This window comes from Bacillus cereus group sp. MYBKT14-1 (assembly GCF_051915185.1).
Lineage (GTDB): Bacteria > Bacillota > Bacilli > Bacillales > Bacillaceae_G > Bacillus_A > Bacillus_A cereus.
Map to the genome: position 1 here is coordinate 788446 of NZ_JBQAEF010000001.1, position 23013 is coordinate 811458.

Genomic DNA, 23013 nt, shown 5'->3' on the forward strand with positions numbered 1-23013 from the left:
GTATTCCCTTAAGTGTAATAATAAAGCCTATATTGCAAACGATTGCCTTTCTTATAGCTTTAATATTGCTTATAAGAGTAGTATTCATTTCATATAAAGTCAATGTATAAAGAGTATAATGACATAATTTTTAAATTAATATTTGCAAAATGAATAAAAGAATGTATAATGATAGACAAATAGCGCAAACGTTTTCATAAACTTGAGATATTGTTTGCGCTTCAATTAAACTATTAAATGCAAACGTTTTCAGTTACTAAGGTACATAGACAAATTAGGGAGGTTTTTGGGATGAAGAAAGCATTATCATTATTAACGGTTTCAGCATTATCTATTGGTATGTTATCTGCATGTGGACCGAAAGATTCAGGGGAAAAAGAGGAAAGTAAAGCGAAAAAAGACTATGATCTTCTTGTTTGGGAAGATGAGAAAAAAGGTGTGGGTCTAGAGCCAGCGGTGAAAAGTTTTGAAAAGAAATATAATGTGAAAGTAAAAGTTGAAGAGGTTCAGATGACGAAACAAATAGAAAAACTTCGTCTCGACGGTCCAGCTGGCACAGGGCCAGATGTTGTAACATTGCCACATGATCATATTGGTAATGCGGTAACAGAAGGGCTACTTTCAGAAGTGAAAGTAGATGATACAGTAAAAAGTAAATTTACTAATTTATCAATAGAAGCACAAACATATAACGGAAAAATATATGGTTTACCAAAAGCAATTGAGACACCAGTCTTTATTTATAATAAAAAAATGATGCAAAAAGCGCCAGAAACGATGGATGAACTGTTTAACTTCTCAAAAGACTTTACGAAAGATGGAAAATATGGATTTTTAGCATTAGGAGATAACTTCTACTTTGCTAATGCATTTATGGCAGGTATGGGTGGTTATGTATTTGGTGAAAAAGATGGAAAGCCAAATGCAAATGATATTGGATTAAATAATAGCGGTGCGGTACAAGGTGCTGAATATATTCAAAAATGGTATAAAGAAAAGTTATTCCCGAAAGGTATTATCGGTGAATCTGGTGGTTCAGCTGCAGATGGATTATTTAATGAAGGAAAAGCAGCATCTATTATGAATGGTCCATGGGCATTCCAAGCGATGGAAAAGGCTGGAATAGACTATGGTGTTGCTCCAATGCCTAAATTACCAAATGGTCAACCGATGAAAACGTTCGTTGGCGTAAAAGGATGGCATGTAACAAGCTTCTCTAAACAAAATGATTTAGCTACAAAATTTACTGAGTGGGTTACAAATGAAGAAAATGCTAAAATTCGCTTTGAGAAAACGAAAGAAATTCCACCAGTAAAATCAGTAATGGAAGATCCAATCATTAAAGAAAATGAGGCTGCAAAAGCGGTTGCGACGCAATCTGAAAATGGAATTCCAATGCCAAATATTCCAGAAATGCAAGAAGTTTGGAAACCAGCTGGAGATGCGCTTCAATTAGTTGTATCAGATAAAGAAGCACCAAAATCCGCACTTGATAGTGCAGTGAAACAAATTAAAGGTAATATTGAGGCAAATCATAGTAAGAAAAAATAAGGTGAAATTCGTGCCTCTAATATGAGGGGCACGAATTCTCTCCCTTCCATGTGGGAAGAAAAAAGGGGGAAGGAACATGCAAACATCTATGGAACCTGCAAAAGGGTTAAATGATTCAAAGCATAGGAAAGTGGCAACCATGTTATCAATCATTCCAGGCGTGGGCCAAATGTATAATAAACAATTTGTAAAAGGTCTTATTTTTCTAGTATTAACAGGTTCATTTATTGTAGCCTTTGCTGATTTATTAAATATGGGATTATGGGGCATTGTAACGCTCGGTACAGAAGTTCCACGTGACCATTCCGTCTTTCTATTAGTAGAAGGGATTTTGGCGCTTATCGTTATCGCTTTTGGGCTTGGCATATATGCATTTAACTTATATGATGCATATCAAAATGGGAAGAAACGTGATATTGGAACACCGTTAAATTCTGTAAAAGAGCAATACCGTAATTTGTTAGATCAAGGCTTTCCTTATTTAATGGTTTCACCAGGTTTTCTACTACTTATCTTTGTTGTCGTATTTCCAATCATCTTCGTAATTTTAATTGGATTTACAAACTATGATTTATATCATTCTCCTCCAGCTAAATTAGTAGATTGGGTGGGCTTTAAAAACTTTATTGATATTTTCACATTACCGATGTGGAGAGATACATTTTTAAGTGTATTTTCTTGGACTGTCATTTGGACATTCGTTGCAACAACATTACAAGTTGCACTTGGTATTTTTTTAGCGATTATCGTAAATCAGCCTGGTATTAAAGGTAAGGCAATTATTCGAACAATCTTTATTTTACCGTGGGCTGTTCCAGCATTCGTATCTATTCTTGTATTTGCTGGTATGTTTAATGAAACATTTGGAGCAATTAATAACCAAGTATTAGCTTTATTCGGAATTGAAAAGATTGCTTGGATGACAGACCCGTTTTGGTCAAAGATTGCTTTAATTATGATTCAAACGTGGCTTGGTTTCCCGTTCGTCTTTGCGATGACAACAGGTATACTGCAATCGATTCCAGGAGAATTATATGAAGCGGCTACAGTAGATGGAGCAACTGCTTGGCAACAGTTCTGCAAAATTACATTGCCACTAGTGTTATACGCAACAGCGCCAATATTAATTACGCAATATACGTTTAACTTTAATAATTTTAGTATTATTTATCTATTTAATAACGGGGGACCTGCTGTGTCTGGACAAAATGCAGGTGGAACGGATATTTTAATTTCATGGATCTATAAGTTAACGATGACTTCGGCTCAATACGGCAAAGCAGCAGCTCTTACAATGATTTTATCGTTAATCGTTATTACAGTTGCGTTATGGCAATTTAAGAGAACAAAATCATTCCAAGAAGAGGATATGATGTAAATGAATATTAAACGACAAAAGATGCTACGTCTTTCATTAAGTTATTTAGTTATCTTCATAATGTGTGCGATTGTTTTCTATCCATTACTATGGATAATTGGCTCATCGTTTAATCCAGGAGATAGTTTATCTGGGTCAAGTATCATTCCAAAAAATGCCACATTAGATCATTATCGCAAGCTACTTGATCTCGATTCAAGTAATTACTTACTTTGGTATAAAAATACTTTGAAAGTTAGCGTAATGACGATGATTTTCTCTGTACTAGCCATTAGTTTTACTGCTTATGCATTTTCGAGATATCGTTTTGTTGGAAGAAAGAATGGTTTATTAACATTTTTAATTCTGCAAATGATCCCGAATTTTGCAGCGTTAATCGCACTATATATATTAGCTCAGTTAACAGGATTACTTGATACACATCTTGCATTAATTTTAATTTATGTGGGCGGAGCAATTCCGATGAATACATGGCTTATGAAAGGGTATTTTGATACGATTCCGAAAGAACTAGATGAATCAGCTCGAATGGATGGAGCAGGGCATTTCCGTATTTTCTGGCAAATCATTATGCCACTTGCAAAGCCAATCGTAGCGGTTGTAGCATTATTTACTTTCATTGGTCCATTTACAGATTTCATTTTAGCGAGTATCATTTTGCGAACACCAGAAAATTATACTTTAGCAGTTGGATTATATGAAATGGTTGCGAAAAAATTCGGTAATGAATTTACAACGTTTGCAGCGGGTTCTGTGTTAATTGCGATCCCGATTTCAATTTTATTCCTATCACTACAAAAATATTTTGTTTCCGGTTTAACAGCTGGAGGTACAAAAGGATGAAAAATGGGACATTACGTCCCATTTTTCTTTTCATCTCCCTATAAATAAGTTTATAGGGAGATGAAAAGAGATTTGACATCACATGTGAAAAGAAGTGAAATAAATAGTATATTATAGTATAGGAAAAAATAGCTATATCCCTTACAATACATGAAGAGGGAGAATAGGATTAGTTTTGCAAGATATAAGAAATGAAAGTTTATGACTTGCAATGAGTGCGAGATAAAATATATGAAAAATGGCAGAGAAATGAGAGGAGGGGGATTTTTATGACAGTTACAATTAAAGATGTGGCGAAGCAAGCGAATGTGGCACCATCAACAGTTTCTCGTGTAATTGCTGATAATCCAAGTATAAGTGAAAAGACAAAGCGCCGTGTTAGGAAAGTGATGAGTGAATTAGGGTATCATCCCAATTTAAATGCGAGAAATCTTGCGAACCAAACGACGAAAACACTTGGTCTTGTTATGCCAAGTTCTGCAAGTAAAGCTTTTCAAAATCCATTTTTCCCAGAAGTTATAAGAGGGATTAGTTCATTTGCACACGTAGAAGGTTATGCGCTTTACATGTCGACAGGTGAAACGGAAGAAGAAATTTTTAATGGTGTCGTAAAGATGGTACAGGGACGCCAAATTGGTGGCATTATTCTTTTATATTCAAGGGAGAATGATCGGATTATTCAATATTTACATGAACAAAATTTCCCGTTTGTTTTAATAGGAAAACCATATGATCGAAAAGATGAAATTACATATGTAGATAATGACAATTATACAGCTGCAAGAGAAGTGGCAGAATATTTAATTTCATTAGGGCATAAGCAAATCGCGTTCATTGGTGGTGGGTCAGATTTACTTGTAACGAGAGATCGTTTAGCTGGTATGAGTGATGCCTTGAAATTAGCAGACATTGTATTACCAAAAGAATATATTTTACATTTTGATTTTTCGAGGGAAAGTGGTCAACAAGCTGTTGAGGAATTAATGGGACTGCAGCAACCGCCAACGGCAATTATGGCGACGGATGACTTAATTGGACTTGGTGTGTTAAGTGCTCTTTCTAAAAAAGGATTTGTTGTACCGAAAGATGTTTCTATTGTAAGCTTTAATAATGCTTTATTATCAGAAATTGCGAGCCCTCCACTTTCGACAGTTGATGTGAATATTTATCAGCTAGGATATGAGGCAGCAAAAGCTTTAGTTGATAAAGTAGAGAATGCAGAATCCACTGCAAAGTGTATCATTATTCCTCATAAATTACTAAAACGTCAAACTTGTGATCATTATGCATAAAAAAGCTAAGAGTTTAACTCTTAGCTTTTTTCATTAGAAAGGCTTCTAATCGGTCGCAGCCTTCTTTTAAAGTTTCGATACTATACGCATAGGACAAGCGAAGGTAGCCTTCACCGTATTCAGAGAATGCTGTTCCAGGAACTACAGCTAGTCCCGCTTCTTTGACAAGATCAAGTGCAAAATCAAATGATGAAGATGTCAAATGACCAACATATGGGAATAAGTAAAATGCACCTGTTGGCTTTTCAACTGTTAATCCCATTTGAGTGAGTCTATTATATACGTAATCACGGCGTTTTTTATATTGGTGGCGCATCATTTTTGGTGCGTCTTTAGCTGCTGTTAATGCTTCAATTGCAGCGTATTGAGCGATTGAAGTAGCACACGTTACATTATATTGATGAACTTTTAATATGTGTCCTGCTAAATAGCTTGGTGCAAATAAAAGTCCAACACGCCAGCCAGTCATAGAATGTGATTTAGATAAACCGTTAATGACAATTGTCTTTTCACGCATTTCTGGGAAATGAGCGATAGATGTATGCTTTTGTTCATATACAAGCTCGCTATAAATTTCATCTGAAAGGACGAAAATATTTTTATCTTTTAAAACATCTACAATATCTTTTAGCTCTTCTGTTGATAAAGTTACACCAGTTGGATTAGAAGGATACGGTAGTACGATACATCTTGTTTTTTCTGTAATAGCATTTTTAAGCGCTTCAGCTGTTAAACGAAATCCAGTTTCACGAACATCTACAAAAACAGGCGTTGCACCGCATAATCGAATAATGGGTTCGTAACCTGGATAAATAGGAGCAGGTAAAATTACTTCTGTTCCTGGCTCTAAAATCGTTCGGAATGCAACATCAATTGCTTCGCTAGCACCGATTGTAACGATGGTTTCGTTTTCAGGTGAGTAATGTAAATCGTAGTTATCTTTTACGAAGTTACAAGCTGCCTTACGTAATTCTAGTAAACCAGCGTTATGTGTATAGCTTGTATAGTTTTCTGTAATCGCCCGTTTTGCCGCTTCTTTTACGAGAGAAGGTGTAGGGAAATCGGGTTGTCCAATTGTTAAAGAAATCAAATTATCATAGTTTTGAATCATGTTAGAGAATTGACGGATTCCAGAAATTTGGATATCCTTCACTCTAGGGTTAATGAATTGTTCCATTGTATCTCCCTTTCTTCCGTTTGAAAATTAAGTTCATTTTATCATATTTTCTATGATTACGCTTTGTATATGTTATTTAGAAAGAGAGAGAAAAGAGAAAAAAAGCCGCTATAAGCGACTTTTTAATATCCGTATTCCCAATCTATTTCATCTTCATTCCAGAGTACAGAGGATACCTTGCCAAGGTGAACAACTGATTCGTTCACAGCACATGTGCAGTTTTCTTCTCCCGCTTTATGCTGTAACTCTTCATATACTGATTTTTCAACATTTTCTAGAACAACCAAATTTTCTTCTTTTAAAACAAGCGTAGTACCCGCCATATTTATCTTCCTCCTACTAAAGTAATGATCACTTATTTGTAAACATAGATAGTATGGATTATATGCTGTATTTTGCTATAGTTGTCCGTCTAAAAAAGTATTTTTATATTTTCTTTGTAATCCGTATTCATTGTATACTGCACGAAAGAAATTTGGTACAGGGTTTACAATCATTTCGAAAATCTGTAACAATTATTATGAGTTGTTAACAAAGAATTAACAAATATGTTAAGAAAAATCAAAATTTTAAAACAAATACACCTATAAAATGATATAATCATATCAAAATACATATAGGGGATGAGAGGTTATGGAGCTTATCCGTGATTTATTGATTCAAATTGCCATCATAATTTTGCCACTATTTTTATATGAAGCGATTCGTTTAAATCGCTATCAAGAAATGCCTCCGAAGCCAAATCGTTACTTTATTATGTTTTTATCTAGCGTTACGCTCGTTCTCTCCATGACATACTCTATTTGTTTTGGCAATGTGTGTGGGTATAACTTTCACCCCATTCCAATTGTCAGTGGTTTTTTATATGGTGGGATTGTTGGTTTAATCCCAGCGGTTATTTTTGTTGCATACGAATGGTTACTAAAGGGAATGAGCTTTCTTCCAGTTTTAGAAGTAATATTTTTATTGATAGTTCCGCTATTTTTATCAAAGAAATGGTCTCTTTTTTCAAGGGATAAGAAATTAATTTTAGCATTTATGATTTCATCATTTTATGTGCTTGTTTCTTTAGTATTAGGCATGATTAATGTTCTTTTGGAAACAGGATTTACACCGTATATTTCGCAAATATATAGCGGATTTATATTTGCCTCGCTTATCATGGTCATGACAATGGTATTTCAGGTGTATTTAACTGAATATTTAAATGAAAATGCATTGCTACGTACAGAGATGCAAAAATCAGAAAAGCTTAATATTGTAAGTGAGTTAGCAGCAAGTGTGGCACATGAAGTTCGAAATCCACTAACTGTTGTTCGTGGATTTATCCAATTGCTAGAAAGTACGGAAGATGTGAAGAATAAGGATTATATGCGTCTCGTATTAGCTGAATTGGATCGGGCGGAACAAATTATTTCAGATTACTTAAATTTAGCAAGGCCGCAAATTGAGAAAAAAGAACACATTTGTTTATCAGCCCAATTAATAGAAATGACCACTCTCATGTCGTCATTTGCAGCGATGCAAGGTGTATATTTACAAGTTGAAATTTCAGAAAGTCTTTATACGATTGGTGATAAGACAAAATTGAAGCAAGCTATTATGAATGTTGTTAAAAATGGTATTGAAGCAATTCAAGGAAATAAAGGATATTTAAAAGTAACAGCTATTCAAAAAGACGAAACAATCATAATAAGAGTTAAAGATAGTGGTGTTGGTATGACGAATGAACAGTTAGCAAGGCTTGGGCAACCATATTATTCTTTAAAAGAAAAAGGGACAGGATTAGGACTTATGGTAACATTTAGTATTTTACAAGCGCATAATGGTACATTGGAATATAAGAGTGAAAGTGGAAAAGGCACTGAAGCAATTATTATATTACCAGCTGTACAAAATAAGGAATAAAAGTTACCGATGAAAGGTAACTTTTTATTTTATATTGTTTATTCATTTGTTTTTTCTTGTTTTGCTCGGCTAAATAAACTTTTAAATGATTGAAAGAAGCTTTGCTCTTTTGAGGCAGCAACCATTCTTTTTGTTTCTTGAATTTCTCGAATAACTTGCATAAGCTGTGCATCACGGTTACTGTCTTTATTATAAATTTGACTAACAAGTTTATTCATTTTTTCTTCCTGTTTGGATTCTCGTTTATACATATGATTCATTAATAAGTCCATCTTTTCTTTTTGCAGTGCATCTGTTTGAGCGGCGTGATCGACTAACTCTTGAAGCATTTTTTCTTGAGAGCCTTCTTTTACATAAACTTGTTGCATCAATTCGTCTAGTTTCTCATCCTTTAAACGATTTTGTGTAATTAAAGTAGAATTTTGATGAATAATTGCCTCATTTAATTGAGCTAGCATTTCAAGTTTTAACATGAACTCCTCAAAGTTACGCCCATCTTCTTTTTCTTTCGTTTGTATCTCTTGCTTATCTTGTATAACTGGTACAGGTGGGGCCTCTTTTTCTTTTAAAATAATCGGTATCGTTTCTGAAATATCTTCTTGTAATGTAGCAGCTCTTTCGTGTATAGATTTCAATAATTTTAAATCATCAAGTTTATAAATACGAGCATCAGCTGTTTTGGAAATCATATAACCATGTTCTTCTAACAGTTGACTATATTTGCGAACTATATGTTTTGGGATGCCTGTTTTATTCGTGACATCTTTCGTTTTATAGGTAGCTTCCATCATATTTCCTCCCCAAAAAGTATCGTATATATCATTTCAATCTTTTATGAGGACTTCCTTTGAAAAAGAATGTCGGAAGGCTATTAGTTTTCTACAGCATTAGTGAAAAAATGAAAATTTTTGGCGGAATGGCAAGGAATAACTAAAATAATGTCTGAAAACATATACAGGAGAAGTTTGTTATAATAACGGAGGAAAAGAAACTGGTAGAAACATGGAGGTATACATGAAGCAATTAAAAGGTATTATCATTTCAATTATCGCAATTCTGTCTATTTTAGTAGCAGTTTATGAAGTACTTGTGCCAGAGGAAACAAGTGTAAAGAAAACGAATACGTATGATCAAGTGTTAGAATTTCCGAAAGAACGTTATCCAGAGACAGGAAAACATATTACGGATGCTATAAAAGAAGGGCATTCAGAAGTTTGTACAATCGATCGTGGTGGTGCTGCAGATAGAAGGAAATTGTCGTTAGCACCATATCCATCAAAAAAAGGGTATGATCGTGATGAATGGCCAATGGCGATGTGCAAGGAAGGCGGAAAAGGAGCACATATTGAATATATAAGTCCGGCGGATAACCGCGGAGCAGGCTCTTGGGTAGGGAATAAGTTAGATAAATACCCAGATGGTACGCGAGTAAAATTTGAAGTGAAGTAGTAGTTGTATATTTCATAATGAAGGAGAAGGGGAACTATGGAGTTAACGATTTCTTATTCGCAATTAATGTTGATGAATTATGACGGTGAGCAGCCTTATGTAGATTGGACTGATGAAGATTTTGAAAGAGGTTATGCTAAGGCAGATGGAACTGTTATTTTTGAAGCACTTTCTGATTATACTTGTGAAGTGAAAGTGACCCCAGGGAAACATATTGAAAAAGAAGAAGTAGTTAGAACGATTACGGTTCCTTTTACAGTTGAAAATGAAAGTATCGTTATAACGAGTATTCTTTCTAATAAATTTCAAATACCTATTCCAAATGGTGAGTATACAGTTGTATTACAAGCAATTCCTCTTGAAGAGCCAACGGATGATGAATTATATAAAATACAATATGAATTCTTTTTTGAAAGTAAAGAATAAAAAATGGGTTATCCTGAGAAAAGGATAACCCATTTTTGTTATGCGTTTGTTTTTAAAAGGGAACGAGCATCTTTCGCTGCTTGCACCATATGTTCTAAAGCTGGAATAACTTCTTCTGTTCTTCTCGTTTTTAAACCACAATCAGGATTAATCCAGAAATATTTAGGATCACATACTTCTAAAGATTGTTCTACGATTTTATACATTTCATCTTTACTCGGTACACGTGGGCTATGAATATCATATACACCTAGGCCGATGCCTTTTTCATATGTTGTATGTTTTAATGTATCAATAAATTCTCCGTGACTTCTTGATGTTTCGATAGAAATTACATCTGCATCTAATGCGCGAATCGCGTCAACAATATCTTCGAAGTTACTGTAACACATATGAGTATGAATTTGTGTTTCATTTGCTACAGAAGAAGTTGCTAAAAGGAAGGATTGTACTGCCCATGTAATATAAGTATCCCAATCTTTTTCTTTTAGTGGCATTCCTTCACGAAGTGCGGGCTCATCGACTTGGATTACTCTAATTCCGGAAGATTCAAGTAGTTCAATTTCGTGACGAAGAGCTAGTGCAATTTGATACGAAACTTCTTTTCTTGGAATATCATTTCGAACGAAGGACCAATTTAAAATTGTAACAGGTCCGGTTAACATTCCTTTTACAACTTTCTCTGTTAAGCTTTGCGCATAAACTGTTTCCTTAATAGTCATGCCGTTAATAAAGGCTACATCACCATAAATAACAGGTGGTTTTACGCAGCGGGAACCGTATGATTGTACCCAACCGTTTTTAGTGAATGAGAAACCAGCAAGGCGCTCACCAAAATATTCGACCATGTCAGTTCTTTCAAATTCACCATGTACAAGGACATCAAGCCCAATTTCTTCTTGGTAACGAATCCATTTTTCTGTCTCTTTTTCAATAAATTGTTCATATTGTTCATTTGAAATAACACCGTTACGCCATTCTTTTCGCGTTTGACGAACTTCAGTTGTTTGCGGGAAGCTACCAATAGTCGTTGTTGGTAATAGCGGTAACTCTAGAGCAACTTGTTGTAATTCGTATCGTTTTTCAAATGGAAGAGGACGTGAAAAATCTTCTTCTTTTAGTGCTGTTCGTGCTGCTTTGACATCTTCTCGGTTACGTGCAGCAGATGAACGAATTGTATGATGTACGTTTCGATATGTTTCCAGCTCATTACTAATGCTTTCTGTACCTTGAGTGAGAGCGGAATGAATAAGAACTAATTCTTCTAATTTTTGATTTGCAAATGCTAACGCATCAAACAGCTCAGTCGATAAGTGAGTTTCTTCTGTTTTATCGATTGGTGTATGCAATAAGCTACAAGAAGGCTGAACGATGATATCTTTCGTTTGGACTTGTTTTTGTAACGTTGTAAATAACTCAAGAACTTCATCAAGGTCAGCTCTCCAAATGTTACGGCCATCTATACAACCGACAGCTAAAGTTTTATCAGCTGGGAATCCATATTTTGAAATAGCATTTAGATTACCTTCTTTACCATGAATGAAATCTAATCCAATACCGGATACCGGGAATGTAATAATTTCTTCATAGTTTTCTTCTACGCTATCAAAATATGTTTGTAAAAGAAGAGTCGCATTTGGAACTTCTTTACGAATAGCTTCATAAATTTCTTTTGCTTGTTGAACTTCTTTTTTAGTTAAAGAAGCGAAAATCGGTTCATCAACTTGAATGGCTGGTGCACCAGCTGCATGTAGTTCTGAAAGCAGTTGTACGTAAGGTGCAACTAATTGTTTTAAAATGGTAGGAAATTGTTCTTGTGTATAGCCTTTAGCTAATTTTAAGAAAGTATATGGTCCTAAAATAACAGGCTTTCCATCTACTCCTAATTCTTGTTTTGCCTCTTCGTATAAGCGAAGTGGACGATTATCTTTTAAAGAGATTTGTAATCCCTCTTCATATTCAGGAACGATATAGTGATAGTTTGTGTTAAACCATTTTGTCATTTCGGAAGCTACGTGATCTTTAGAGCCACGCGCCATTGCGAAATATACATCAAGGTAAGATGTAAACTCAGAAAAACGTGATGGAATAAATCCTAGCATATAGGCAGTATCCAAAACGTGATCATAATATGTAAAGTCGCCAATTGGAATGAGTTCAATCCCTTTTTCTTGCTGTACTTTTACGTGTTGAAGGCGAATTTCTTTCATTGTTGTTAAAAATTGTTCTTCATCGATTTTATTGGACCAAAAAGCTTCCAATGTTTTTTTCCACTCTCGTTGTAGTCCGATACGTGGATAACCTAAGTTACTTGTTTGAATTGCCATTTTAAATTCCTCCCTAATTGAAAGTAAGCATTTCCGTTTACTAGGAAATACCTATAACAAAAAGTACAAAGACATAGAAAATAAGCCTTCCTTTTTGTTTTAACACCTCATCATCATCCGTGAATCTATCAGTGTTGTTAAAACAGGCAGGTCTCCTGACTTATGCTTCATATAATTTCTTTCACCTTCCCGTTTTCACAGTGGCACCAAAAAGAAATCTCAGCATTTACAGTGGCGGGACCGTGTTGGAGTTTCACCAAGCTTCCCTTTTAAACACGAAACGAAACTTTCGTGTACCTATTTTCCTTTTGAAAGGAATTTAACAAGCGATATGATATTGAAACAAATTCTAACACAATTTTTGGAATTTTGTCTACTGTTTTAAAATAAGAAAATTCAAAAGTTTTTATTTCTTATTATTCTTACTTTTTATATTCTGGAGTAACTAATAATATTACAGTATGAAAAGAGAAATTGAGCTATGAAAGAAGTAGGGATGTCTTCTTTCATAGCTCAATTTTCATCTATAGCAACCTCTGAAAGTCGACCTGCTATAGCATCTTTAAGGAGAGTGTTTAGCCATTGTAATTCAACTGTAATATGCTCAATTACACTTTGCAAAATATATAGTTGTGCACGTGGAACCTTTCCTTTATTACAATCATATATCGTTTGCATAGTATGTAAATATTGAAGAGTATCGTTCTTCTTTTTTTCTAAAATAGGAACTAATTCGTGATCATTGCTAAAGTGAGCGAAAGATAAAGCTGAATAAATAGGTTTATATATTTGGTTTTTGGCTTCGAATTGTTTTAATAGTAAAGTGTGGAATAGTTTTTTACCTTCTTCTGTTATATGAAAAATTGTTTTGTCAGGTCGATTTGTGTCTCTAATTACATTTGTAATATGAATTGCGCCTTGCTTTTCTAATTGCTCGAAGGCGTAATAAAGTGATCCTTTAGCATATTTAATGTAACAATCCATTTGTCGTTCTTTCATAATATGCTGCACTTCATATGGATGTTTATCTCCTTCAAGTAGCAAGCCGAGAATGACTAATTTCATGCTCATGCTGTCTCAACTCCTGTATATAAAAACTTTATCCCGCTATTTGTGGGCAGTAAGATTCCCACCCAAAAATTCAGCGGAAGCAAAGAAGTTAGGTGGGGATTAACTGCCTGTAAAAACCCGATTTAATCAGTGGGGGATGACCCCCCACTGATTAAAGTTTCACTTTATACATATTATAAACGGCATATCCTTTTTCATAAAGGGATATGCCGCTTCTTTTTTATATTAACTAACTTGCTTTTGTTTTTCTTTCTTTTTAGGGCCTGTAAAGAGGCGTTCATTTCCCATAAGTAAAATACAAATAATACTTAGTACAGCCGGGATGAGTGCCCAGAAGAATGTGTTCGCAATAGATGTAGCGAGAGCTTCCTTAATACCCGCTAATATTTCAGCAGGAATTTTTGCGGTAGCGCCTGGTGATAATAAGAAACTTGTGTCTCCGCCTTTTGGAGCTAATTTTGCTAGTTCAGGGGGGAATACAGAGTTTAGTTTATCTGTAAAAATATGATTTTGAATTGTACCAAAAATCGTTACACCAAGAGTCATACCGAGTGATCGGAAGAATGAGTTTGTTGATGTCGCCGAACCACGGTCCCGCATTTCCAACTTGTGAATAGAAGACATACTTAATACTGAGAATGAGAAACCAACACCAAGCCCAGCGAGAATCATAAATAGTGTTACGAGTAAACGAGGTGTGTCCATTGTTAAAGTACTTAATAAATAAATACCAAGAACGAAGAAGACACCAGATACCATCATAATGTTACGATAGCTTGTTCGAGAAGCTAATTGTCCTCCCGTTTGACTTCCAATTACAGAACCAACCATCATTGGTGTTAAAATTAATCCAGCATTAGAGGCGGAACCTCCAAGGACGCCTTGAATGAAGATTGGAATATAAACTGTACAGATAATGAAAGCGGCACCATAGAAAAAGGCAACTCCTTGACTAGCTGCGAATAAAGGTTTTTTAAATAGATGGAATGAAATAATAGGCTCGGTTGCTTTTCGTTCTACAAAAAAGAAAATAATAAGCGTAATAACTACTGTTGTAAATAAGCCAATAATTACAGTAGAATTCCAGGCATATTCCTTACCACCAAGTTCTAATGCGAACATTAAGCAAACGATACTTATGACAAGTGTAATAGCACCAGCCCAATCAATTTTTTGTTTTCTAAATTCTAGAGACTCACTGTAGTATTTAGTAATGAAGAAAAAGGAGATAAGTCCTAATGGAATATTGATATAGAAGACCCAATGCCAACTTATATAGTCTGTAATATAAGCACCTAATAAAGGACCGAATACACTAGATGTCCCGAAAACAGCACCGAATAGTCCTGTCATCTTCCCGCGTTTTTCTGGTGGGAAGATATCGTACATAATTGTGAAGGCGATAGGCATAAGGGCACCACCACCGATCCCTTGAATAGCTCTATAAATACTTAATTGCTCAATGCTTGAAGCTGTTCCGCAGAGCGCAGAACCGAATAAGAAAAGAATGAGGCCACCAATATAAAAACGTTTCCGCCCGTACATATCAGAAAGTTTCCCGAAGATAGGCATCCCTGCCATTGTTGCTACCATATAAGCTGATGTGACCCAAACAAACTTATCAAATCCTCCCAGGTCTCCAACGATTGTTGCCATTGCGGTTGCAACGATTGTATTATCCATTGCGGCCATTAATATACCAAGCAGTAAACCAGCAACAACAAATTTTGTCTTGTTGGCTTCTTTTTTTAATGGTTGAGTTTCCAAATATAACCCTCCTTTAGAAATAAGTAAACTATATTAAGTTTTGAGTGCAGTGGATAAAAAATTTTAATGTATAGTTGATTTTAATTTCTTTTCCATAAGTGCACTGATATGCCATAAAGAATATTATAGTCAAATTTGACTATAAGGCAAACTTTTTCTTACGTCAAAATATTCTTTCGTATGAGTAGAGAACGAGTGAGCCATACTGAATATTGCTATGAAGGGAATGAAGTAAATTGTAAAAAAATTTCATAAAGAACACCTTCTGTTAATAGATGAAAAATGGTTTTTTCTTCATATTGTCGAATAGGATAAAAGGAAGAGAAATATTAAACATTGCTTGTAGCAAGCTTTAGTAATTTGGGGAATTCATTGTGTGTATGTTACATCTGAAATGAGGTGAATATATATTATGAAAATATGGGGACGAATTTCGGATACAGGAAAGTATTCAATACCGCTACAACCAGTATTGTGGATTGACGGATCGAAAAAGGAAAACGAATTTCCTCAAGTAGCCGTTACATTACAAATTGGTAGTATGTATACAGAACAATTTTCGTATGAATTGACCTACGATGTAAACGACATACTTATTATGAGAATTGAAGTGGAAAATAAAGGGGTAGAAATGATTTCGAGAGTTGTTGTAAGTCATATGATTCGAGATTACTTTGCTTATATTCCTAATTCTTTAAAAGTTGATAAGGGGATAAGTGAGTTTTTATTCCAGCTTGTTAGATGGCGAATTGATGATTTGTTACCAAATGAGAAGGTGGAACTACGTTGTAAAATAAAAGCTAATAAAGATAAAGCTCTTAAACAAACATTCTTTCAGGCTACATATACATTTCAAGATAAAGAGATATCATATGGCCCACTGCAAACAAATGAAGTTGTTGTGCGTCAATGATAAAAAGGAACCTGTACAAAAGGTTCCTTTTTTAGTGAAGGTTGTGTTTTTTGAGTATTTTCTTTTGCTCCATTCCTTTTTTTCCTACATAGTTATTTTTGTAGCCAAAGTATAGAATAAATAAAAATGAAACAACATTAACAATAGCGTCGATTTGATCGTTTGTAATAAAGTGTATCCCGAAAGAGGTAAATAATAATTTTAATGATAATAGAAAACCAGCTAGTAAACGCATAGCATCTGATAGATTCTCTTTTTGTAGCATATAGATTACTCCTTTCTATAAAAGTTATATATTATATATATGAAATAGAGTAGAAAAGGTATACAAGCTTAAGCAGAAATGTACATTGCATATGTACATTTTTTATTTTGTAGAAAAACATTATTGATATAGAAACATATATTGGTATAAAAGGGGGAAAAGTATGAAACATAAAGGAAAAATTAGTGGATTATTGCTTGGCAATACTGTGGCAGTTACAGAATGGATTGCACTTCAGGATGTAATTGCAAAACTGGATTCACGATCATTTTATACCGTCTTTATTATTTATATATTGCAAATGATACTAAGTTATTATTTTGGACATTGGTACGATAAAAGAACAAACGAGCGTATGGGTATGGAAGTAGGAGGAATGGCAAGCAATGATTTTGTTGTTGATTTTTTTGGGAAAGTAGCTGCTTTATCTGAAAGAGATTCTCGTAATATTACAGTGTACATTCTTTCTGTAAAAGAATGGGAAGGATTAAAAGACACGTTGCAAGAAAAAAAGTTGGGAGTGTTAGTACAAAAATTAGAGAGTACCATTGTAAAGACAATTCGGAAGGGCGATGTTGTTACAAAGTGGGATGAAAATAAGTACGTTATTGTAGCAATTGATAATGGTCATGAAACATCAACAATAACAAAACGATTAATGAAAAATATTGAAAGTGAAATAGAAGGTGATTTACTCAGTGTCACTCTTTTATTTGGAGCAGCTAGCTATCCAGTAGAAGGAAAAACGTTTGAAGAACTGTTGAGAAAGTCGCAAAATCAATTGTACCAGTATAGAAATTTGCAAGAAAATGAGTGAAGCTTTGATTTGAAGATATATGATAGGAAGATGTTTTATTTGTAACATTTTTTTGACTTTTATTACAAAAAACGCCACGTTTGTAATAAAAGTCTTTAAAAATATATGAAATAAGCATATAATTATGATGGTAGTGCCAATGCAATTTGCACAGTGTGTTTTATTTTAAAAGTGTAGAGGAAAGCAAGCTCTACACTTTTCCTTTTTAGGAAATGAAAAGAATATTTGTAAGTTGTTGCGAGATATCGATTGTACTGTGTAAAATGAACAAAGAGATTAATTGATAGAAAGCTGGAAAGGGAATGATAGACGTGAGAGCGGAGCGATCACCTTTTATCAGGTGAACTATTATAGTCTTATTAAGACTGAGGTGAAATTCCGTGGATATGAAAGTAATACATAGTGTGAACAGGCCTTAAAAAACACGAAGTAGTATACTTAAAGATGGATATGGAATTGCTAAATAATTCAAAAAGAATAATGTAATATCAAGTAATAATTTGTACAAACAATATTAATGATCTTCGTAAAAAAGATGCGAGTGTATAGAACAATTACATATTTTATAACTTTTTTATATTACACGATGGTCGTTTATAAGTAGGAGGAAGAGATGTTGAAATATAGTAAATTAGCAATTGTAACTACATTATCAATGATTTTATTAGCCGGTTGTTTCGGTCCGAAACCAGAAGAAGAATTATATGTAGCGTTTGAAAACGCTGCTAAACAAGAAAAAACAATGTTTGAAGATGCAAAAAAACTTGAGACTTTAGAGAAAGAAGGACAAGAATTATATAACCAGATTGTGCAAGAAGGAAAAGATAATAATCAAACTGTTAAAGAAAAACTGAATCAAGCAGTGAAAAATACAACTGAACGAGAAAAAGTGCTTACAAAAGAAAAAGAAGTTTTAAATAAAGCGCAAGAAGAAGTGAAGTCAGCTGATAAGTATGTGAAGAAAATTGAAGATAAGAAATTGAAAGATCAAGCTGATAAAGTGAAAAGCACGTATGAGAAACGCCACGATTCATTTAATAAAATGTATGACAGCTATAACAAATCTTTAAAACAAGAAAAAGAGTTATATACAATGTTACAAGATAAAGGTACTAAATTAAAAGATATTAGTGAAAAAGTAAAAGTAGTAAATCAATCTTATAAGGATATTGAGTCAGAAAAAGATAAATTTAATGAATTTACAAAGTCTTATAATACAGAAAAAGTAGCTTTTTATAAACAAGCAAATATTAAAATTAAAGAAGAGAAAAAATAAAACAGTTTGGCCTACACTTGGCCAAACTGTTTTATTTTTTTGTATAAGTACGACTATACCATGGAACAGGCTCACTTAATTTTTTTTCTTGTTTTAATGCTTCAGGACCAATATAATCTTGAAGTGTTTTTTTTGCTACTGTTAAAGATAAGGTTGTTTTCGGATTTCGATAGGAGGATTCAAGATGACCAAGATGCGGTAGAATTCGAAAATCTTCTTTCGTAGGAGGGATGTGGAAAAAATAATCGCCTAAACGTATAAGGACATCAGATTGTTGTTGGCTAAAACGTGGGTTTCTAGAAAAATGCAATCCTTCTTTAATTGCTTTTTTTTCAGCAATCAAACGTTCTAAAGTTGTCTTTTTTAACCAGTATAAATATTTAGGATTAGTAGCTGCTTTAGCATGACGATTCACAACGAAAATAGATTGAGCTAGTCGATTAATAGAATGTTGGTTTTGTAATTGAGATTGTGGTTGTGAAGGTTTCATATTGAATCTCCTTTCAATTTTTCATTATTATACCATAAATAAAATAGGTATTTATTATACGCAAAAAGTGATTGTATATATTTTCAATATTAAAGCAATATTGTTACAAAAAACAACTATTTTGTATAATAGTAATAGAATATGTTTTTGAAATTTGATAATGAAAGAGTGAGAAGTTTGAAAGCAATATTAAAACAACAGTATGCCATTATAGATATTGGATCTAATACAATGCGTTTAGTTATTTATGAAAAGCAAAATGGAGGTTTTTATAAAGAGATTGAAAATACGAAAGTTGTTGCTAGGTTAAGGAATTACTTAATTGATGGTGTGTTGAATGAAGAGGGAATAGAAGTATTATTACAGACATTATTTCAATTTCAAGAAAGTACAAGATTCCATCAGTTGCATCATGTACTTTGTGTTGCAACAGCAACAATTAGACAGTCGGAGAATCAAGAGGAAATTAAAAAGCTTGTTGAAGGACAAACGGACTTTACTCTTAGAGTATTATCAGAGTATGAGGAAGCGCGTTACGGATACTTGGCGGTTATGAATTCTACATCGTTTTCAGAAGGAATAACGGTAGATATTGGTGGGGGAAGTACGGAAGTTACATACTTTAGAAATAGAGAGATTTTAGAGTACCATAGTTTTCCTTTTGGGGCACTTTCTTTAAAGCAACAATTTATTAAAGGTGATATTCCTACTAAAGATGAGTTAGAGGGAATGCAACAGTATTTAGAGTCTCAATTTCGAACGTTACCATGGTTAATCAATAAGAAATTGCCTCTTATTGCAATTGGTGGTAGTGCTAGGAACTTAGTAAAAATCCATCAAAATTTAATATGTTATCCTATAGCAGGATTACATTTATACAAGATGAAAGAAGAAGATATTGAAAGTGTAAAAGAGGAATTGGAAAAATTGTCGTTCATAGAACTTCAGAAATTGGAAGGATTGGCAAAAGATCGAGCAGATACGATTATTCCAGCGGTTGAAGTATTTCATACACTTGTTCATGTTATAGAGGCACCGGCATTTGTATTAAGTAGAAAAGGGTTAAGAGAAGGTGTTTTCTATGAAGAGTTGACAAAAGATTTGGGGATTTCATATTATCCGAACGTAGTTGAAGAAAGTTTGTATTTACTATCACATGAATACGAAATGGACATGGAATTTGTTATTCAACTTATTAAACATGGAAGACTAATTTGCAAACAACTTGAGGAAATAGGGCTTATTTCTATGTCAGTAAAAGACTGGGAAGTGTTCCATCAAGCAGCGAAAGTATTTAATATAGGCAAATATATAGACGAAGAAGCGAGCCGTTTACATACGTTTTATTTATTAGCGAATAAGACAATTGATGGCATGATGCATAAAGATAGAGTGAGGTTAGCACTTATTGCATCTTATAAATCAAAAATGCTATTTAAACAATATTTATCTCCATTTGAAGGTTGGTTTGATAAAAGTGAACAAAAAAAAATCCGCCTATTAGGAGCTGTTTTACAATTTTCAGCTGCTTTAAATGTAAGGCAACGATCGCTTGTTGATACCATATCTATAACAGAAAGCGAAGAGGGATTAACGTTTAAAGTTTTATGTGAACAGTCTGCCTTAGCAGAAAAAGTGCAAGCTGAAAAACAAAAAAAACAGTTAGAAAGAGTATTAAAAACGAATATTAATTTATTATTTGAACTAAAACATTAGGTTGTACGGATGTCTTTACGAAAAATTTACACTTTGTAATATTGTAATTTGATAAAATGAAATTAACTAAATTATAGTAAAAAAGTTTCAAGGGGAAGTGTGAAGAGAATGGAATTATCGAAGGGGAATGCAGTAAATTTAAATGATACAGCTTATTACAATAATCGAGAGTTAAGTTGGTTAGCATTTAATGAACGTGTCTTACAAGAAGCGCAAGATGCAAATAATCCACTTTTGGAAAGATTGAAATTTATTAGTATTTTTAGTTCGAATTTAGATGAATTTTTTATGGTACGTGTAGCGGGATTAAAGGATCAAGTGAGTGCTGGATTTAATCAACCAGAAAATAAAGCTGGCTTAACACCGAAAAAGCAATTAAATAAAATTGCGATAAAAGCCCATGCACTAATGACAGTACAATATGATACATTTAAAAATTATGTATTACCAGCGCTTGAGTTAGAGGGAATTGAACGTTTAACATTCAATGATTTGACGAAAGAGCAGCGAGAATTTATAGAAGAGTATTTTGACGAGCAAATTTTTCCGGTGTTAACTCCTGTAGCTATTGATGCATATCGCCCATTTCCAATGTTATTAAACAAAAGTTTGAATTTGGCTACTCTTTTATATGATGAGAAGCAAGCAGAAGAAGAAAACAGGACGAAGTTAGGGATTGTACAAGTTCCTTCATTACTTGAGCGCTTCATAATTTTACCGAGTGAAGGGCAAAAGCATAAATTTATTTTATTAGAAGACGTAATTAGTAGCTTTACTCATAAATTATTTACGGGATATACAGTATCATCTGTTACTCGTTTCCGTATTACACGCAATGCAGATTTAACGATTCATGAAGAAGGTGCGAGAGATTTATTAAAGGTAATTGAAAAAGAATTAAAAAAGCGTAAGTGGGGGGCTGCTGTACGTTTAGAAGTTGGGAAAGAACACATTGATGAAAGAGTATTAGCGTTATTATATGAGGTTCTGGAAGTAAAAGATGAAGATGTATATATAATGGATGGCCCATTAGATTTAACATGTTTGTTTTCTTTATATAAAAAACTAGCTCCTTTATATGAACATCTTGTATATCCAGCTCTTATTCCGCAACCGCCTCAAGATTTAGGTGATGAAGAAGATGTATTTGAAAAAGCAATTGAGCATGATATTTTATTACATCATCCTTTTGAATCATTTCAGCCGGTAGTTGATTTTGTCCGTGATGCGGCAGACGATCCGAATGTACTTGCGATTAAACAAACGTTATATCGTGTAAGTGGTGATTCACCGATTATTCAGGCGTTAAAGATAGCGGCTGAAAAGGGAAAACAAGTGACGGTATTAGTTGAATTAAAGGCAAGGTTTGATGAAGAAAACAATGTTCACTGGGCTAAAGAATTGGAACAGGCAGGCTGTCATGTTATTTACGGTGTCAGTCACTTGAAAACACATAGTAAAATTACGCTAGTTGTAAGGAGAAAAAACGGAAAAATCGAAAGGTTCGTACATCTCGGAACTGGGAACTATAATGATGCAACAGCGAAGTTATATACTGATTTTGGATATATTACATCAAGAAAAGATTTTGGGGTCGATGCAACCAATTTCTTTAATTATTTAAGTGGTTATACAACAAAGCCACATTTTCATCATTTATCGGTTGCTCCATTTGATATAAGAGAGCAATTTATGGATTTAATAGATGAAGAAATCCGTTATCATAGGCAATATGGAAATGGATATATTATCGCTAAGATGAATTCATTAACAGATAAACCGTTAATAAAAAAAATGTACGAAGCATCACAAGCTGGAGTAAAGGTAGAGCTCATTGTTCGAGGAACATGTTGCCTACGACCTGGTATTCCAAATGTAAGTGAAAATATTCGTGTAGTTAGTGTTGTTGGAAGATATTTAGAACATAGCCGTATTTATTATTTCCATCATAATGGAGAGGAGAAAATATATTTATCTTCAGCTGATTTGATGACGCGAAATATGGAGAAGCGAGTGGAAATATCTTTCCCGATATTAGATATTGAAATGAAGGCACGAATTAAGGCGATTTTACAGCTTATATTAGCTGATAATGTGAAAACACGTGAACAAAATAAAGATGGTGATTACTATTATGTTATTAATGGTAGTACAGAAGAAATTGATAGCCAAGTGAAGTTGTTTAAGATGGCGTATCAAAATACAGACGCTGAATAATGAAAAAAGTAAAAACCTCTTATGGACATAAGAGGTTTTTACTTTTTTCTACTCATATGCTCCAAAAATGGAAGGATGAGTAGAAACAATAGTTTTATTATAAGCGTGTAATGAGATGGCTCGTTGAGAG

The 23013-nt window shown here is 33.8% G+C and carries 20 protein-coding genes and 1 riboswitch; of the genes, 12 read left to right on the top strand and 8 right to left on the bottom strand.

Going from position 1 to position 23013, the window contains the following annotated elements:
• Positions 1-291: 291 nt before the first annotated feature.
• From ACTFO4_RS04355 to malR, 4 genes are all read left to right on the top strand, one after another.
• Complete coding sequence (locus ACTFO4_RS04355; RefSeq protein ID WP_061457680.1) at positions 292-1551, top strand: extracellular solute-binding protein; 1260 nt, start codon at positions 292-294, stop codon at positions 1549-1551.
• A 76-nt stretch (positions 1552-1627) separates the two neighbouring features.
• Positions 1628-2929: a maltosaccharide ABC transporter permease MalC gene (gene malC / locus ACTFO4_RS04360; RefSeq protein ID WP_061457678.1), complete on the top strand. Its 1302-nt coding sequence runs from the start codon at positions 1628-1630 to the stop codon at positions 2927-2929.
• Entirely contained in the window at positions 2930-3772 is an 843-nt protein-coding gene (gene malD, locus ACTFO4_RS04365; RefSeq protein ID WP_001022603.1) for a maltosaccharide ABC transporter permease MalD, read from the top strand.
• A gap of 269 nt (positions 3773-4041) precedes the next feature.
• The gene (gene malR / locus ACTFO4_RS04370) at positions 4042-5064 is read left to right on the top strand and encodes a maltose operon transcriptional repressor MalR (protein WP_000219053.1); all 1023 of its coding nucleotides are present in this window, start codon (positions 4042-4044) and stop codon (positions 5062-5064) included.
• A 13-nt stretch (positions 5065-5077) separates the two neighbouring features.
• Here malR and ACTFO4_RS04375 read toward each other — a convergent pair whose 3' ends face one another.
• On the bottom strand, positions 5078-6241 hold the full coding sequence (locus tag ACTFO4_RS04375; RefSeq protein ID WP_000434582.1) for an aminotransferase A: 1164 nt from the start codon (positions 6239-6241) through the stop codon (positions 5078-5080).
• A 122-nt stretch (positions 6242-6363) separates the two neighbouring features.
• Positions 6364-6564, bottom strand: a complete 201-nt coding sequence (locus ACTFO4_RS04380) for a hypothetical protein (protein WP_000929280.1) — start codon at positions 6562-6564, stop codon at positions 6364-6366.
• A 310-nt stretch (positions 6565-6874) separates the two neighbouring features.
• On the opposite strand from ACTFO4_RS04380, the gene kinB reads away from it, so the two are divergent.
• Positions 6875-8149, top strand: coding sequence for a sporulation sensor histidine kinase KinB (gene kinB / locus ACTFO4_RS04385; protein WP_000420370.1), 1275 nt, complete (start codon positions 6875-6877; stop codon positions 8147-8149).
• A gap of 38 nt (positions 8150-8187) precedes the next feature.
• Here kinB and ACTFO4_RS04390 read toward each other — a convergent pair whose 3' ends face one another.
• Positions 8188-8937 carry a DUF3967 domain-containing protein gene (locus ACTFO4_RS04390; protein WP_000388471.1) on the bottom strand — a complete coding sequence of 250 codons (750 nt, stop codon included), beginning with the start codon at positions 8935-8937 and terminating at the stop codon, positions 8188-8190.
• Positions 8938-9163: 226 nt separating this feature from the next.
• Here ACTFO4_RS04390 and nucA point away from each other — a divergent pair, with 226 nt between their 5' ends.
• Together nucA and comJ are read left to right on the top strand one after the other, a co-directional pair.
• Positions 9164-9598 carry a DNA-entry nuclease gene (nucA, locus tag ACTFO4_RS04395; RefSeq protein ID WP_000811494.1) on the top strand — a complete coding sequence of 145 codons (435 nt, stop codon included), beginning with the start codon at positions 9164-9166 and terminating at the stop codon, positions 9596-9598.
• A gap of 36 nt (positions 9599-9634) precedes the next feature.
• Entirely contained in the window at positions 9635-10024 is a 390-nt protein-coding gene (gene comJ, locus ACTFO4_RS04400) for a competence protein ComJ (protein WP_000424030.1), read from the top strand.
• A gap of 38 nt (positions 10025-10062) precedes the next feature.
• On the opposite strand, the gene metE is transcribed toward comJ, so the two are convergent.
• The 3 genes from metE to ACTFO4_RS04415 form a co-directional block, all read right to left on the bottom strand.
• Positions 10063-12351, bottom strand: coding sequence for a 5-methyltetrahydropteroyltriglutamate--homocysteine S-methyltransferase (metE, locus tag ACTFO4_RS04405; protein ID WP_001007609.1), 2289 nt, complete (start codon positions 12349-12351; stop codon positions 10063-10065).
• Positions 12352-12479: 128 nt separating this feature from the next.
• A riboswitch (cobalamin riboswitch) is annotated at positions 12480-12667 on the bottom strand.
• Between the two features lie 197 nt (positions 12668-12864).
• The gene (locus ACTFO4_RS04410) at positions 12865-13422 is read right to left on the bottom strand and encodes a PadR family transcriptional regulator (RefSeq protein ID WP_000062063.1); all 558 of its coding nucleotides are present in this window, start codon (positions 13420-13422) and stop codon (positions 12865-12867) included.
• Between the two features lie 225 nt (positions 13423-13647).
• Complete coding sequence (locus ACTFO4_RS04415; RefSeq protein ID WP_000449912.1) at positions 13648-15189, bottom strand: MDR family MFS transporter; 1542 nt, start codon at positions 15187-15189, stop codon at positions 13648-13650.
• Between the two features lie 412 nt (positions 15190-15601).
• Here ACTFO4_RS04415 and ACTFO4_RS04420 point away from each other — a divergent pair, with 412 nt between their 5' ends.
• On the top strand, positions 15602-16102 hold the full coding sequence (locus tag ACTFO4_RS04420) for a hypothetical protein (protein ID WP_000708120.1): 501 nt from the start codon (positions 15602-15604) through the stop codon (positions 16100-16102).
• Positions 16103-16133: 31 nt separating this feature from the next.
• Here ACTFO4_RS04420 and ACTFO4_RS04425 read toward each other — a convergent pair whose 3' ends face one another.
• A complete protein-coding gene (locus ACTFO4_RS04425) occupies positions 16134-16367 on the bottom strand; it encodes an SPP1 phage holin family protein (RefSeq protein WP_000939448.1) in 234 nt (77 codons plus the stop codon).
• A gap of 163 nt (positions 16368-16530) precedes the next feature.
• Between ACTFO4_RS04425 and ACTFO4_RS04430 the strand changes: the two genes are divergently transcribed.
• On the top strand, positions 16531-17184 hold the full coding sequence (locus tag ACTFO4_RS04430; RefSeq protein WP_000680820.1) for a diguanylate cyclase domain-containing protein: 654 nt from the start codon (positions 16531-16533) through the stop codon (positions 17182-17184).
• A gap of 613 nt (positions 17185-17797) precedes the next feature.
• Complete coding sequence (locus ACTFO4_RS04435; RefSeq protein ID WP_000922498.1) at positions 17798-18460, top strand: YkyA family protein; 663 nt, start codon at positions 17798-17800, stop codon at positions 18458-18460.
• Positions 18461-18491: 31 nt separating this feature from the next.
• Here ACTFO4_RS04435 and ACTFO4_RS04440 read toward each other — a convergent pair whose 3' ends face one another.
• Positions 18492-18950 (bottom strand): YkyB family protein, encoded by a 459-nt coding sequence (locus ACTFO4_RS04440; protein ID WP_000804870.1) that lies wholly within the window; start codon positions 18948-18950, stop codon positions 18492-18494.
• Positions 18951-19091: 141 nt separating this feature from the next.
• Between ACTFO4_RS04440 and ppx the strand changes: the two genes are divergently transcribed.
• Both ppx and ACTFO4_RS04450 read left to right on the top strand, forming a co-directional pair.
• Positions 19092-20666 carry an exopolyphosphatase gene (ppx, locus tag ACTFO4_RS04445; protein ID WP_004407438.1) on the top strand — a complete coding sequence of 525 codons (1575 nt, stop codon included), beginning with the start codon at positions 19092-19094 and terminating at the stop codon, positions 20664-20666.
• A gap of 108 nt (positions 20667-20774) precedes the next feature.
• Entirely contained in the window at positions 20775-22883 is a 2109-nt protein-coding gene (locus tag ACTFO4_RS04450) for a polyphosphate kinase (protein ID WP_440013085.1), read from the top strand.
• Positions 22884-23013 lie beyond the last annotated feature (130 nt).

Bases quoted from the DNA above. Each gene is read 5' to 3' on its own strand.
- malR (WP_000219053.1), top strand. From the start codon at position 4,042: ATGACAGTTACAATTAAAGATGTGGCGAAGCAAGCGAATGTGGCACCA.
- ACTFO4_RS04435 (WP_000922498.1), top strand. From the start codon at position 17,798: ATGTTGAAATATAGTAAATTAGCAATTGTAACTACATTATCAATGATT.
- nucA (WP_000811494.1), top strand. From the start codon at position 9,164: ATGAAGCAATTAAAAGGTATTATCATTTCAATTATCGCAATTCTGTCT.
- ACTFO4_RS04450 (WP_440013085.1), top strand. From the start codon at position 20,775: ATGGAATTATCGAAGGGGAATGCAGTAAATTTAAATGATACAGCTTAT.
- ppx (WP_004407438.1), top strand. From the start codon at position 19,092: ATGTTTTTGAAATTTGATAATGAAAGAGTGAGAAGTTTGAAAGCAATA.
- ACTFO4_RS04440 (WP_000804870.1), bottom strand. From the start codon at position 18,950: ATGAAACCTTCACAACCACAATCTCAATTACAAAACCAACATTCTATT.
- ACTFO4_RS04425 (WP_000939448.1), bottom strand. From the start codon at position 16,367: ATGCTACAAAAAGAGAATCTATCAGATGCTATGCGTTTACTAGCTGGT.
- metE (WP_001007609.1), bottom strand. From the start codon at position 12,351: ATGGCAATTCAAACAAGTAACTTAGGTTATCCACGTATCGGACTACAA.
- ACTFO4_RS04420 (WP_000708120.1), top strand. From the start codon at position 15,602: ATGAAAATATGGGGACGAATTTCGGATACAGGAAAGTATTCAATACCG.
- malD (WP_001022603.1), top strand. From the start codon at position 2,930: ATGAATATTAAACGACAAAAGATGCTACGTCTTTCATTAAGTTATTTA.
- ACTFO4_RS04390 (WP_000388471.1), bottom strand. From the start codon at position 8,937: ATGGAAGCTACCTATAAAACGAAAGATGTCACGAATAAAACAGGCATC.
- ACTFO4_RS04410 (WP_000062063.1), bottom strand. From the start codon at position 13,422: ATGAGCATGAAATTAGTCATTCTCGGCTTGCTACTTGAAGGAGATAAA.
- ACTFO4_RS04355 (WP_061457680.1), top strand. From the start codon at position 292: ATGAAGAAAGCATTATCATTATTAACGGTTTCAGCATTATCTATTGGT.
- kinB (WP_000420370.1), top strand. From the start codon at position 6,875: ATGGAGCTTATCCGTGATTTATTGATTCAAATTGCCATCATAATTTTG.
- ACTFO4_RS04430 (WP_000680820.1), top strand. From the start codon at position 16,531: ATGAAACATAAAGGAAAAATTAGTGGATTATTGCTTGGCAATACTGTG.
- comJ (WP_000424030.1), top strand. From the start codon at position 9,635: ATGGAGTTAACGATTTCTTATTCGCAATTAATGTTGATGAATTATGAC.
- malC (WP_061457678.1), top strand. From the start codon at position 1,628: ATGCAAACATCTATGGAACCTGCAAAAGGGTTAAATGATTCAAAGCAT.
- ACTFO4_RS04380 (WP_000929280.1), bottom strand. From the start codon at position 6,564: ATGGCGGGTACTACGCTTGTTTTAAAAGAAGAAAATTTGGTTGTTCTA.
- ACTFO4_RS04375 (WP_000434582.1), bottom strand. From the start codon at position 6,241: ATGGAACAATTCATTAACCCTAGAGTGAAGGATATCCAAATTTCTGGA.